The 13,113-nt window shown below is 71.8% G+C and carries 13 protein-coding genes and 1 pseudogene; 6 read left to right on the forward strand and 8 right to left on the reverse strand.

The window, feature by feature from the left end:
• The first annotated feature begins 89 nt into the window (after positions 1–89).
• From ACH492_RS11295 to ACH492_RS11305, 3 genes and pseudogenes are all read left to right on the forward strand, one after another.
• Positions 90–614, forward strand: a complete 525-nt coding sequence (locus ACH492_RS11295) for a hypothetical protein (protein WP_398985125.1) — start codon at positions 90–92, stop codon at positions 612–614.
• A 167-nt stretch (positions 615–781) separates the two neighbouring features.
• Positions 782–895, forward strand: a pseudogene (locus tag ACH492_RS11300) (DUF664 domain-containing protein); the annotation flags it as partial.
• Between the two features lie 131 nt (positions 896–1,026).
• Entirely contained in the window at positions 1,027–1,272 is a 246-nt protein-coding gene (locus tag ACH492_RS11305; protein WP_398985128.1) for a hypothetical protein, read from the forward strand.
• 28 nt (positions 1,273–1,300) lie between these two features.
• Here ACH492_RS11305 and ACH492_RS11310 read toward each other — a convergent pair whose 3' ends face one another.
• Both ACH492_RS11310 and ACH492_RS11315 read right to left on the reverse strand, forming a co-directional pair.
• Positions 1,301–2,197 carry a DMT family transporter gene (locus ACH492_RS11310; protein ID WP_398985130.1) on the reverse strand — a complete coding sequence of 299 codons (897 nt, stop codon included), beginning with the start codon at positions 2,195–2,197 and terminating at the stop codon, positions 1,301–1,303.
• Between the two features lie 19 nt (positions 2,198–2,216).
• Positions 2,217–2,759, reverse strand: a complete 543-nt coding sequence (locus ACH492_RS11315) for a hypothetical protein (RefSeq protein ID WP_398985132.1) — start codon at positions 2,757–2,759, stop codon at positions 2,217–2,219.
• Positions 2,760–2,919: 160 nt separating this feature from the next.
• Between ACH492_RS11315 and ACH492_RS11320 the strand changes: the two genes are divergently transcribed.
• Positions 2,920–5,187, forward strand: coding sequence for an FUSC family protein (locus ACH492_RS11320; protein ID WP_398985134.1), 2,268 nt, complete (start codon positions 2,920–2,922; stop codon positions 5,185–5,187).
• A 62-nt stretch (positions 5,188–5,249) separates the two neighbouring features.
• A complete protein-coding gene (locus ACH492_RS11325) occupies positions 5,250–6,041 on the forward strand; it encodes a peptidoglycan recognition protein (protein WP_398985136.1) in 792 nt (263 codons plus the stop codon).
• A 254-nt stretch (positions 6,042–6,295) separates the two neighbouring features.
• Here the strand turns inward: ACH492_RS11325 and ACH492_RS11330 are convergent, their stop codons facing one another.
• Both ACH492_RS11330 and ACH492_RS11335 read right to left on the reverse strand, forming a co-directional pair.
• Positions 6,296–6,676: a hypothetical protein gene (locus ACH492_RS11330; RefSeq protein WP_398985138.1), complete on the reverse strand. Its 381-nt coding sequence runs from the start codon at positions 6,674–6,676 to the stop codon at positions 6,296–6,298.
• A gap of 63 nt (positions 6,677–6,739) precedes the next feature.
• On the reverse strand, positions 6,740–7,666 hold the full coding sequence (locus ACH492_RS11335; protein ID WP_398985140.1) for a YbhN family protein: 927 nt from the start codon (positions 7,664–7,666) through the stop codon (positions 6,740–6,742).
• A 216-nt stretch (positions 7,667–7,882) separates the two neighbouring features.
• Here ACH492_RS11335 and ACH492_RS11340 point away from each other — a divergent pair, with 216 nt between their 5' ends.
• Positions 7,883–8,263, forward strand: a complete 381-nt coding sequence (locus tag ACH492_RS11340; protein ID WP_398985142.1) for a cupin domain-containing protein — start codon at positions 7,883–7,885, stop codon at positions 8,261–8,263.
• 123 nt (positions 8,264–8,386) lie between these two features.
• Here ACH492_RS11340 and ACH492_RS11345 read toward each other — a convergent pair whose 3' ends face one another.
• The 4 genes from ACH492_RS11345 to ACH492_RS11360 are packed head-to-tail and all read right to left on the reverse strand — an operon-like array spanning position 8,387 to position 13,113.
• Positions 8,387–9,268: a galactokinase gene (locus ACH492_RS11345; RefSeq protein ID WP_398985144.1), complete on the reverse strand. Its 882-nt coding sequence runs from the start codon at positions 9,266–9,268 to the stop codon at positions 8,387–8,389.
• 4 nt (positions 9,269–9,272) lie between these two features.
• On the reverse strand, positions 9,273–11,135 hold the full coding sequence (locus ACH492_RS11350; protein ID WP_398985146.1) for a methyltransferase domain-containing protein: 1,863 nt from the start codon (positions 11,133–11,135) through the stop codon (positions 9,273–9,275).
• Positions 11,132–12,301, reverse strand: coding sequence for a glycosyltransferase (locus tag ACH492_RS11355; protein WP_398985147.1), 1,170 nt, complete (start codon positions 12,299–12,301; stop codon positions 11,132–11,134). Before ACH492_RS11355 ends, ACH492_RS11350 begins: the two co-directional genes overlap by 4 nt.
• On the reverse strand, positions 12,298–13,113 hold the full coding sequence (locus tag ACH492_RS11360; protein WP_398985150.1) for an alpha/beta fold hydrolase: 816 nt from the start codon (positions 13,111–13,113) through the stop codon (positions 12,298–12,300). The genes ACH492_RS11355 and ACH492_RS11360 overlap by 4 nt, the downstream gene beginning before the upstream one ends.

The raw sequence follows: 13,113 nt of genomic DNA on the forward strand, positions 1-13,113 counted from the left end.
TCTCTGACTCTAGTCAGAGATTCCGTGACTCGCTACGCCGTCGGCGGACACTCTTCCGTCCGTCGCCGCAGCTGACTAATCTGAATTACATGATTACAACCGAGCAGGAACAGGTGCTGCGCGGCTGGTTCGCCGGGCGGGTGCCTGAAGGACTCTTCAGTGAGCTCCTGGACGTGACCGTCGACCGTGAGGAGATCACCGTCGTCGGCCGGATCCCGGAGCCTGACCTCGGCGCCGAGGCGACCGAGGCGGAACGCGACGCGTCCCTGGAGGGACGTATATCGGAGTTCCGGGAACGTACGCGCGAAGAGCGCATCGAGGTGGCGCGCGAGGCCGAGCGGCGGTTCAGGCGCAAGGTCTCGTGGGGTGTGGAGTGCGGTGACAAGCGGGCCATGTACACCACCGTCTCCGCACCGGTGATGACACGCCTGCGCCAGCCCGAGCGCCAGGTGCTCGACACACTGATCGCCGGCGGCGTCGCCCGAAGCCGCAGCGAAGCACTGGCGTGGTGCGTCCGCTTGGTGCAGCGCAATGCGGACACCTGGCTGAGCGACCTGCGTGACTCCCTCCAGCATGTCCAGGAGGTGCGAGCACAGGGACCTGACACCGAGTAGGACACACCCTGGACCAGGCGGGCCCCTGAGCAAGGCCCTGCTTCCAACCTGCCGACCAGGTACGACATCTGACGGTGCTACAGCTGTGCCTCACCGGCGTGAAAACCCTCGTACGACATGACGACCGCTGAAGTAGCGTCGGCGCCCATGACGCCTCCCCGCATTCGCGCTCCTTACGTCGCCGACGAACGCACCTCCACATGGTCGAGGAGACCGCCCGGCACGCGGGTCACGTGGATACCATCCGGGAGCTTCTGGACGGTGAAAAGGGCTACTACTAAGCCCTGTTGGGCCTGAGGGTCATGGCTTCCCGGCGGACGCGACAGCGGCCGCCGGGGGGCGGGGCGACCGCCGTTGTCAGTGCCGCGCGAGATGCTTGACGGTCCGACACCTTCCAAAGGAGGCAACCGAGATGACCGATCCTGAGCTCGCCGCGGCACAGGCGTACGTACGGCTGCTGGAGACCACCCGGGCTGTCCTCGGCGACCCACGACAGGCCCCGCTCGCCCTTCCGCTGCTGACTGTCCCGATCGCCGAGGCCGACGAGGCATTGCGCGCCGTCGGTCTGGCCGGGAACGAGGCCTCCTTCTTCGGTCTGGTCGCCCGGCTTCGGACCGTCCTGCCCGAGGACAGAGGGCAGGACAGCCGGGCGGCTTGATGCGCGGTCCGGGTTCGCATCTGCTCGCCTAGGGCGCTTCCGTACTCTTCCGTGTCTCGTCGGGCGCGACCACGGACTGTGTCAGCGGGATCCGGGAGAGTGCGACGGCGCCCAAGGCGATCAATGCGAGGCCGAGCAGTTGCGGCAGCAGCCACCAACCGGAGCGGACGTGCTCCTCGTAGAGGGTGACGCCGAGGGCCAGACTCACCAGCGCGTCGCCCAGAGTGATGGCGGGCTGGGAGGCGACCAGCGGGCCGGCCTGCATCGCGTTCTCAAGCAGGAAGAGTGCGGCCACGCCGGCCAGCGCGAAGGCGTAGGTCTGCCAGGCGGTGAAGAAGCCGGCGATTCCCTGATCGTCCAGAATGTGCATCGACGCCTTCATCAGTGCCGCGGTCAGCGCGTAGCTGATGGCGGTGGCCGTGCCCAGACAGGCCGCGCGGACCCGGCCCTCGGTGCGCCGCAGCGCCGTGACGGCGAGCACGACGACCGCGCACACGCAGACCGCGAGGGCAGGGCCCCAGCGGTCCAGCGGCACATGCGTGCGGTTACCCGTGGGGGACGCGGCGGCGAGGGCGACACCAAGACCCACCACGACGAAGGCCACCGCCGCCCAGCCGACGCGCGGGAGCCGTCGGCGCAGCAGGAGTGAAGCGACGATCAACGTGAGGGGCAGTTCGAGGACGAACAGGGGCTGTACGACCGTCAGTGGTCCGGTCGCCAGAGCCAGCGCCTGGCAGATGGCCGCGGCGATGACGGCGAGGATTCCGGCAAGCCAGACGGGGCGCCGCAGCAGATCGAGCATCAGGCCCGCGCGCAGGCCGTCGGAACGCGGCACGCTCAGGGCGGCCTTGCGTTGCAGCACGGTGGCGACGCTGTTGCTGAGCCCCGCGCAGAGCGCGAAGAGGACCGGCAGCAGGGTATGCACCGTGGACGGCCTCCAGGGCTCAGCGGTCGCGGGGATTCAGGCCGGACGCGGGCCGGGAGAACAGCTGTCGGGCGTTCTCGTCGAGGGCGGCGAATCCCTCGACCAGTTGGGCCGCCACCCTCCAGTGGCCCTCCCGCTCATCACCTGATCGCCCATCACCTGGTCGCCCGTCACCCGACGCGTCGCCCGGCCGGGGTGCCGGAGCGAACTCCCAGACATGGAACGCCTTGCCGGTGAAGGTGTCACTCACCGGCGATCCGTCGAGGCGATGGCGCAGGAAGAACTCCAGCCGGGTGTGGGCGAGCCAGCGGCCGTCGGGCAGCCGTACCGGCGTGGACATCTGCTCCACGGTGTGGGTTTCGTCGAAGAACTCGGTGCGGGCGCCGAGGAAGTCCCGTAGCCCCTGCTCGCCCTGCCAGATCAGACCGTCCACGAAGCCCGTGCGGAAGTCGTCGGTGAGGATTTCGTCCCGCATCCGCTCCGCGGACACATGAGCCTGCAGCAGAGCGAAGTACCGCTCCATCGTGTCCCAGATGACCGGGGCAGCGCGTTCGGAAGACATGCGACCTCCCACGTCCGCAAAGGTCCGGCACCCTGTGCCGCCGGGGCCGGGCCGTTGTACTCCCTGCCATGGTGGCCCCGGCCCGCCGTACCCCGCGATCCGGACCGCCCGGCGCGGAGGGCCACGGTCCGGGCTGCGGGCCGTCGGTCGCGCGCCGACAATGGACGAGGACGCACGCCCGACAGCTCCGCCACGGCGGGCAACGGCTGAGAGGAATGTGCCCTTGCCGGATACGCGAAAGCCGGAGCGTACGGAGATCGTGCACCGGGCGATCCGGGTCACCGTCGCCGCGTCCGCCGGGTTCTATCCGCTTGTGTACGGGCTGCACCAGCCCCATATGGCGATCTACGCCCTGTTCGGACCGGTGGCGCTCGGAATGCTGTCGCCGATTCCCGGGTCCGGGCGGCAGCGGGCCGCCGTCATGCTGCGGGCGCTGCCGGTCGGCCTGGTTCTGGTCGCCCTGGGGACGGCGCTGGCCGTACGGACCTGGGCGGCGGTTCTCGGGATGCTGGTCGTCGGATTCACGCTCGCCTTCGCGGCGGTGGCGGGTCCCCGCCCAGCCGGGGCGGCACCCGGCCTGCAACTCTTCTACATCCTGGCCTGCTTCCCGCCCTACGCCCCGGACACCCTGGGGGCGCGGCTGGCAGGCCTCACCCTTGGCGTGCTGCTGCTCGCGGCCTGCGAAGTGTTCCTGCTGCCTGCCCCACCGACCGTCTCCTACAGGGAGAGCCTGGCGGATGCCGTCGAGGCCGCGGGCCGGGCCGCCACCGGGGCCGCGGCGTCTTCAGCGGGCACCGCCGCGCCGGACGCCGGTCCTCGAGACAGCTCGACGGGCGGCCCGGTCGACAGCTCGGCCGACCGGCTGCGCGCCATCGGGCACCAGGTGCGCTTCTCCCGTCTGCCGCCCGCCGAGCGGCCCGCCGGGGCCGGGCGCATGGACCGTGCCATGGCGCAGGCCGGTGTCGCGGCCCGCACACTTCTGGACCAGTTGGCACGGCTGAGTGACAACCCGCCGACCGCCGCGACCCGCCGAGGCGCGGACGCGGCCGCCGCTTCGGCCGATCTTCTCAGCCGTATCGCGGCGCTCTGCGCCGCCACTGCGGCAGCCCTGCGCACGGGACGGCCAAACGCGCTGCCCGGGTCCATGGAACAGGCGATACGGGACTTCCAGGCACTGCGCATCCGGCAGGCGACCGGCCGGCCGGAAGCCGTGCCGCCTGTTGCGGAGCTACGCCGCCAGGCCGCGGTCCTGGGCATGGCCGAGTCGGCCAGGATGCTGGAGACCGCCGTAGGCGTCGGGCTCGACGGCCGGCGCACCCGGCCGCTCCCTCCGCGGGAGCTCTTCTGGTACGCCGACACCGGCACCGCCCGCCTGTGGTGGCGGCGCCTCGTCGGCAATATGACGCTGCACTCGGTCCAGTTCCAAAACGCCGCCCGGACCGCGCTGGGCCTGGGCGCTGCCCGGCTGGTGGCCGGTTCCCTGGACCTGTCCCACGGCTTCTGGGTTCTCCTCGCCGTACTGACGCTGGGCCGCACCACCGCGGGGGAAACCTGGGCGGCAGTGCGTTCGGCGCTCGTCGGCACGCTCGCGGGCGCGGTGGCGGCGGGCACGCTGCTGCTCGTGCTGGGGCAGCACACCGACGCCTACGCGGCCTTGCTCGCGCCCGGCATGCTGGCGGCTTTCGCGCTCGGACCGCTTCTCGGGATCGCCTGGGCGCAGGGGCTGTTCACCCTGGTGGTGTCCGCCGCGTTCGCCCAACTCGCCCCCGCCTCCTGGCAGCTCGCCGAGGCCAGAATCGTGGATGTGGTCACGGGCAGCGTGATCGGTCTGCTGTGCGGGCTGCTCGCCTGGCCGGCCGGTGCCCGGCGGGAGGTGCGAAGAACTGTGGCCGGCCTGCTGGACTCCTACGGGCCTCTGATCACCGGCACCGTCGGCGCGCTGCTGGCCAACCCGCCGGGGGCCGCGCCCCTGCCGTCCACGTACCCCACCCTGCACAGACTGCGCCTCGCGGAGACCGCGTACGCGCAGTACCGAAGCGAACCGGGCGAGCACTCGGCCGGGCATGCCGACTGGCACGCCGTGCTCATCACCGCGAACCACATCCTGGTCGGCTCCCGCTGGCTCCCCCGGTTCGATCTGCCCCCGGCCGCCGTCACCCCTGACGCCGCCGCCTGGGCCCGTACGACCGCGGACCGGCTCGCTCTGACCACGGCTCGGCTCGCCGCCCTCTGCGCGGGCAACAGACCGCCGCCAACGCCTTCTCCCCCACCGGCGCCCCACACGCCCGCCGAGGTACCGGGCAGGCCACCGCTGCCCATGCTGATCGACCTCGAACAGTGGCTGAAGGGCCTCACCGCGGAACTCGGCCATATCGAGCGCTCGGTGCCGCCGCTCAGGAGCGGCGCACCCGGAAAGTCCCGCTGGTAGAACGCGGGAGCGTCCGCGAGCAGCGGAGGCGCACCCAGGGGTGCCGCCTTACGCTCATGGTCATGACCATCGACCGGCGCATGCTGCTGAGCGGCATGGGCAGGGCGGCCACGGCAGGCCTGATCGGTGCCGCGCTGGCCGCGGGTGACGCGGGCAGGCGGGCTACCACGGCCCGCCAGGCCCGCCCCACTCACCTGCGGGCCGAGCCCGCCGCCCCGTGGGCCGCGGCTCGGCCGGCCGTCGTACCGCGCACGGTCTGGCAGGCCGCACCGATGCGTCGACGGAAGCCGGATCTCACCGCGAGCGCGGTCAAGGCGGTCTTCATCCATCACACCAACAGCGGTAACGACTACACCCAACGAGAGGTCCCCGATCTGATCCGCTATCTCTCCGGCGACCACACCGAGAACCGGGACTGGGACGATGTGGGCTACAACTTCTTCGTCGACCAGACCGGCACCATCTACGAGGGACGTGCCGGGGGCATCGCCAACCCTGTCGTCGGCGCGCACACCATGGGCTTCAACGTCGGCACCGTAGGCATTGCGGCGATAGGCAGTTTCGGCGAAGGCTCGACCGTGCCGACGCCCATGCTGGAGGCTATCGCCCGACTCTCCGCGTGGAAGCTCGGCCTGTACGGGGTCGATCCACGCGGCAGCACGGTTCTGGTCTCCACCAACGACGCCAGCAAGTATCCGAAGGGAAGCCGGGTCGTGTTCCATACGATCTCCGGGCACCGCGACGGGTATTGGACGCGGTGCCCCGGCGCCGCGCTCTACACGCTCCTCCCCCAGATCCGCGATCGAGCCGCCCGCCTCCAGTCGCGACCCGTCGGCCCGGCATCCACCCCCTGACGCGCAGAGCCGGACACAGAGCCTCCATGTACGAACGGTGGCGATTGACGCATGGCGCCGCGCGTCGCCGCGCCCGTTCAGGGCGCACTGCCGTCGGGCCTCGTCGACTCTGAGCGGCGGAAAGGGTGACGGCCGATCCGGTTACCGGAATGGGAGCCACGGAGCAGACCTCTCCCCATCACCTGACTCATGAGTCAGGTGGCAGTGCGTCAGCAAACGACTGAGGGTTTGCCGCAGTGGGCACGCCGCCGCCGTCAGCCGTTCGGGCCAATCCGCAGCTCGCGCTCCTCCTCGCCGGAGCCGATGTCGCGATGACCCTCGTCAGTCACGTCGAAGTACGTCTGAAGTCCGCGGACAAGGCGCTCGATGTCTTCCGGGCGGCCGTAGACACGCGTGCGGACGACTTCGGGCAGCGGGACGGGAGTGCTCAGAGGGCGACTGGTCCGCACGTCGAAGGACCTGGTCGACACCACCGGGCGCCCATCCGGAGGGGACATGATGGCGCCGGTCCCAGGCAGCGCAGGGGTGAAGATCGCGGCAAGCGTCTCGTACACGACCGAGGCCGCTGTACTCCCGTCCGTGTGCACCCCGGCCGTTCCCGGCCGGCGGCTGCCCACAGATATCTCACCGCTCACTCGATGCCGCATTCCTTCAGCATCAGGGCAGCCGCGTGCATCCGCTCGGGGAGCGCGCCCGATTCAGAGCACCTTCCACCGAACCAGCGCCCCCAGCACCAGGGCCCCGGGAAGCAGCGGCAGCCACACCGTGATGATCCGGAAGCCGAGCACCGTGGCCGTGGCCACGGTGAGCGGCACGCCTGACGCGACGAGCGTCAGGACCAGGGCCGCGTCGACGGAGCCGATACCTCCCGGCGTGGGCACCATCCCTGCCGCGATGCTCGCCGCCAGGTACGCGATGGCGACATGGAGCCAGGGCAGCGGCACCTCGAGAGCCACCGCCACCGACGCCAGAACACAGCCCTGCAGCGCGGGAAACGCCAGCGCGCCGCCCCACAGTGCCAGCACCCGGGAGGGCCGGGTGTGCAGGGCGCGCGCGTCGGTCAGTGCTGTGTGCAGGAAGCCACGGACGGTGCGACGCAGCGGGCGTATGGCGAACAGAGCCAGTGCCAGCACCGCGAGGGCCGCGGCCACCACCAGGAGCAGGACCAGCAGGGTGCGTCCGTCCGGGGTAATTTCGTCCAGTGGGAGGGCTCCGGGGACGGCAGCCAGCAGGGCGAACAGCAGAACGAAGCGGGCGATCGGCTCGACCAGGGAGTACAGGGCGAGCGAGGCCGTACCCCGGGACAGTGGAATGCCGCAGTTACGCAGGAAACGCAGCGTCACCGCATGCGCGCCGAGGCCGGCGGGCAGCACATGGTTGGCGGCGCCCGCGGCGAACTGCGAGGCAAGCAGCCGCCCGGCGGGCAGCCGCTCGAGGATCGCTCCCTGCCGTACGCAGGAAGCCGCCACCCAGCACAATCCCGTCACCGCCACCGCGATCAGCAGCCAGACGGGATCCGCACCGCGCAGCCTCCCCGCCCCCTCGGCGATCACCGACCAGTGCGTCACCACCCAGAGGGTGATCAGCACCAGCGGGATCAGGCACGCGATCTGACGTAGCGGCACCCTCCGCAAGACCGGCGTCCCGGACAAAGCCACAGCCAGCCGTCCTTCCACATTCACAGGCCGCGCGACGGCGAGGCGCCGGGCACGTAAGGACACTGCCCGCCGTGTGCAACGCACCGGTGTCCAGCAGCCGACGAAAGGGCAAGGCGCACATGACTGAAACAGCGCCCGGCCCGGAGGTAGATGTGCGCAGGCTCCCGGCTAAGGTGACCCGCCATGACGAACCTTGATCACGCCGCCGCTCCGGATCCGGCTCCCGCGTCCTTCGCCGTGCACATTCCCGACGCCGAACTGGAGCCGGAGCCACTCGACCCGGCCCAGATCATCTCCGGCGAACCCGTCGTGACCGGGAAGGTGCTGTGGGAGTCCGCCGACGGCAAGCAGCTGCGCGGGATCTGGCAGATCACTCCTGGCGTGGTCACCGACACCGAGGCCAACGAGCTGTTCGTCGTGGTCGGCGGACGCGCCACGATCGACGTCGAGGGCGGTGACACGCTCGACGTCGGGCCCGGGACGGCGTGCGTGCTGCGAGAGGGCGACCGTACGACCTGGACGGTGCACGAGACACTGCGCAAGGCGTACCACATCAGCCTCTGAATCCCGTACGAAATCCCGTACGAAGCTCTCCCGGCCGGTCCGCTGTTCGGTCAGGTGACCGGTCCGGTAAGGCCCTTGGTTTCATGGCGTGTTCCTCCTTCTCCCTCTCACTCCTCGTTGCTCTCACTCCTCGCGGCGGGCCGCGCCCGCCACGGTGATGTTCACGAAGCGCGGCACGCGCCGTCCGCTGGTGCGGAACTCCTCGGCCACCGTCGTACGGACATGGGTCACCCGGTCCTGCGGCAGCAGCACCAGTGCGCTGCGCTCGGGCCGCAGTCCGGGCCACCAGGCGGCCGTCGCACCCGCACGCCGCGCGCTCTCCACAGCGCGCTGGATGTCGGGTGCGCCGGGGTCTTCTGCGCGGGTCACCAGCAGCGTCAGCCGCGCGCCGTGCTCGGCCGGGTCGAAGCGGACGCGGCGCCGGCCGTGACCGCCGAGCAGCAGGGCCCGGCCGGGGCGCGCGAACAGCACGGCCTCGCGCAGCGCTTCGTCGCCGTCGGGCGCTGCGGCCCTCGCAAGGCCGGCCAGCCTGTCGCGCGGCGGGCGCGGCCTTGTACGTCCGACGTGCAGATCGGCGACCGCGAGCGCCACGGCACACTCCAGCGGTTCGGCACTCGAAAGACCGGCCGCGGCGGTCAGCGTGGAGTGGATGTGCAGGTCGATGCCGCCGCGGCAGTATCCGGCGTCGGCCATGGTGCGCAGCAGGGCGTAGGTGCGGGCCGCCCAGTCGGGGTGGGGCGGTGGCGGGCCGGTGAGCGGGAGTTCGCAGCTCTGTGCCGGGTGGGCGAGCGAACTCAGTCGTACGAGACCGTCGTCGCGGGGTGCGGCCGCCGCGGCCACCGGCCAGCCGGCGGCGGCGACGAGGTGCGGCGAGCCGATGTGGAAGGCGTGCGGAGCGCTCCACACCGTGTCCCGGGGCCGGTCGTGTGCCGATTCGAGAGCGTAGGCGACCAGCCGGAAGAGCGGGTCGGCCGTATGACGGCGGGCGATGTCCAGGGTGCTCATTCCGTCACCTCGCCCCAGGTGACGGTGGCGACTTGCGGGCAAGTAGACGGTAGGCGTTGCCGCCATCGGTGGCGCGGGCCACTGCCGCGCGCGCCGAGTCCAGGGCCGCGGCCGCCGCGTAGCACGGCAGCGCCGCGGTCTGTACGGCTGTGCGGAACGCCCGCCGGGCCACGGTTGCGTCGCCCGGTCCCCAGGGGGCGTACGGGTTGAGGGCGATCCGGTTCGCGGTGAGGAGGACGGCGCCGACGAAGTCGCAGGACTGGTGGGCCGGGCCGTGCTCCTCGGCCAGGACCGTGAACCCGCGTTCGGCCAGCGCCTGGCGGAGATTGGCGACCGGGATGAAGTGCTGGTGCTGGGGCTGGAACCAGGGCAGCCAGTGCGCGCCCAGCAGACGGGCGAGCCGGGATTCGGGGTCGGGCAGTTCGATGAGCAGATGCCCGCCGGGAGGCAGCACCTCGCCGGCCGCGTCGAGCTCGGCGAGCGGGTCCCGGGTGTGTTCCAGGTAGTGGTACATGCTGACGGTGTCGTAGCGGTCGACGAGCCCGGCGGCGAGCTCGGGGAACTGACCGCAGTGGGCGGTGCCGATCCAGCCGCGGGCCTCCGCCTCGCGCACCGTGGCAGCCATGTCCAGGCCGTCGAAGCGGGTGTCGGGCCAGATGTCGCGGGCGCTGTCGCAGAAGTGGCCGTGCCCGGTGCCCACGTCGAGCCAGGCGGCGGGCTTGCCGAACGGCTTGAGCATGGCGGCGCGGCCGCGGTACGAGGGGCCCATCGTGCCGAAGACATGAGCGGCGCCGCCGACGCCGAGGCCGTCGTAGAAGTCGCGGTAGTAGAAGTCGAGGCCGGCGAGGGAGAGGCGGGGGTTCTGGAAGGTGTGCCCGCAGCCCCCGCACTGTTCGAGGGTGAAGTGGCCCGGCTTGCCCTGGAACAGGTCCGGCATGTGGGTGCGTACGGTCAGCTCGGTGGAGCCGCACCAGGGGCAGTCGGGGCGGCGGGGCTCGAGGAACCTGTCGGTGCCCTCCTTGAGGTCGGCGGCGTAGCCGGGCCGCAGCGCTTCCAGCTCGGACAGCGTTCCTGCCAAGCCGGGGTCGTCGCCCGTGGCGGTACGCATGGCGGTGCCGGCACAGTGCAGCGGCCGTGCGGCGGTGACGCGCGTCAGGTCTGCCGGGCGCAGCGGGCTGCCCCGGCCGCCGAGGACCAGGGCGGGCTGCAGCCAGTAGAGGGCGAGTGCCGCTGCGCCCCAGCGGCGGTCCGCGGCGGCCGCGCGCACGAGCAGCGCCAGGCCTGCCAGTTGAACGACGGCCACCAGGCGCGGGGGCAGTCCCTGGGCGCGCAGCTCCGCGGCCCTCCCGGCGAGGTCGGGCGCCGGGGCGGTTACTCCGGGGGCGACGGCGATACCGGTCGCGGCGGTGGCGTACTCCTTCAAACGGCCGAGCAGGGTGTGCAGTTCCACGGTGTCGAGGTCCGTCTCCACCTCGGCCCCCGACCGGTCCCGGACGTGGTCGGCCACCAGCAGGGCGTGTCCTGCGCCGCGCACCTTGCCCGTGCGGGCGAAGCGTGAGTCCTTGAGGTCGAGATCACGGAGCAGGCCCAGTGCGTGTTCTGTGTCGAGTTGGCCCGGGACCAGGTCGAGGAGTTGCAGACCGGTTCGTTCCGCGTAGGCGACCGCGGCGGCCAGGGTGGCTTTGTCGACCTCGACGCCGCGGGCGGTGATCAGTTGCCAGCCGTCGGCGGGCACCCTGTCCGCAGGGGCGTCCATGTCCAGCACGGGTACGGCCGCCAGTCGGCGGCGGGCGCGCACCGTGCCTGCGGTGAGCCCGGCCAGGGCGGCGATCGCGGCCCATGGGACGCGAGTACGGGACTGTGTCATAGCAGCTTCTCCAACCTGTCGGCCGCGGCCGCGGCACCGCCGGCCGCGGCGAAGGACGTCTGGATGCGGCGAGCGGCCCGGCGGTGGTGCGGGTCGTCGAGGACAGCGCTCATGGCGGCGTGGATCTCGTCCACGCGAGGACGGCCGAAGCGCACCCGGATGCCTGCCCCGGCCGCCGCGACCTGCTGGGCGACGATGGGCTGGTCGTCACGGACCGGCGCGACGACGAGGGGCAGGCCGTGGGCCAGTGCCTCGCAGACGGTGTTGTGCCCGCCGTGGCAGACCACGGCGTCGAGGTGTGGCAGCAACGGGAGTTGGGGAACGTACTCCCGAAGCAGGACATGATCCTCCCGTACCTCGCCGACCAGGTCGGCGGGTGCGGTCACAATGAGTTGCACATGGTCGGCCAGACGCCCGGCGGCCCGCAGGACCGTGGTGTAGAAGCGGCCGCCCGCCTCGCGGTTGAGCGTGCCGAGCGAGACCAGCACCCGGCGGCGTACGGGATCCAGTCGCCGCCACGGGAAGGGCGAGGCGTCGGCCGGGCGGGAGCCGAGCGCGGGTCCGACGAAGGCGTGGTGATCGGGACCGGCTTCGTCCGCGCCGAGGAGCTCGGGGGTGGAGAAGACCAGAACCAGGCGGTCCGAGAAGCGCGGGTCCCAGCCGGCGGGTGCGCCGCATGCGGCGAGGAATCCGGCGATCCTGTCCGCCACCCACTCCCCCACCTTGGGGAAACCGGCGAAGGGCCTGGTGAACTCGGCCGTTGTCGTCGCGGATGTCACCCACGGCAGTCCGCGCCGCTGGGCGATCACGGCTCCGGCGATGGCCTGTTGGTCGGCGACCAGCACATCGGGGCCGTACGCGTCGACCGCTGCCTCGACTCCGGGCATCATCCCGTGGGCGAGCGGGATGAGCGCCTCCTCCCACAGGAAGCGCAGAGCGGCGACGCCGCGCAGATCGCGCCAGCGGCCGTGCAGCGCGCCGTAGCCTCCAGGTCCGGTGCGGTCGCCGGACGGGAGGAGAGTGGCACGTGCGGGGAGCAGACCGGAGAGCACTTCGGCGGGGCCCGTCCAGGCGACCTGGTGTCCGCGCGCGGTCAGTTCGGCGGCGACGGCGACCGTGGGGTTGACGTGCCCGGCGAGCGGCGGGACGACGAACAGCACCTTCATACCGTCACCACCTCGGGCTGCCGTCGCGCAGCCTCGGCCAGTCGGTCGAGGACTGCCCGGCGCAGCTCGCCGGTGCCGCCCTGGAGCACGTCGTGGCCGAGACCCGGCAGGACGCGGACGGTGCACCGGGGGGCGTAGCGGGCCAATTGCCGGGCCCCGGGGGTGAGTTCGGAATGCTCCCCGCAGACGGCCAGCACGGGACAGCGCACCCGGGCGAAGTCCTCGGCAGTGAACGGCCGCGCCGCCGCGATGTCGTCGATCAGGGTCGTGCGGTTGAGGAGTTCGTCGGCGGTGGCGGTCAGCCGGGCGGCCTTGCGCGCGCCGAGCGAGGCGAGTTCCTGCGGCACCTGGCTGCCTTCGAGACCCAGGGCGGCGACGGAGAGAGTGTCGAGCATGTTCTCGATCCAGGGGCCACTCAGCGGGGGCTCGATCAGGATGAGCCCGGCGACGAGGTCGGGGCGCGCGAGCGCGGTGCGCAGGGCGAGCGTGCCGCCGTAGCTGTTGCCGACGAGATGCACGGGGCGCTCGTCGAGACCCAGAGCGGCGAGCACGGCGGTCAGATCACGTACTGACGTGTCGATGTCGTAGCCGGTGGCCGGGCGCTCGGTGCGGCCGTGGCCGCGCTGGTCGTAGAGGACGACGTCGTGCCCGGCCTGGGCGGCAGGGACGGCGAGGGTGCAGTAGAAGCTGGAGAGGTTGTCGACGACCAGGCCGTGCAGGAAGACGGCGGTCGCGCCCGCGCCGCTGTCCGCGTCGGCGGCGGGCAGCCGGTGGACGTGGAAGCGGAGGGAGTTGGCGAGAATCTGGGCCAT

The organism is Streptomyces sp. NPDC019443, from assembly GCF_044389785.1.
In the GTDB taxonomy this organism is placed as follows: Bacteria; Actinomycetota; Actinomycetes; order Streptomycetales; family Streptomycetaceae; genus Streptomyces.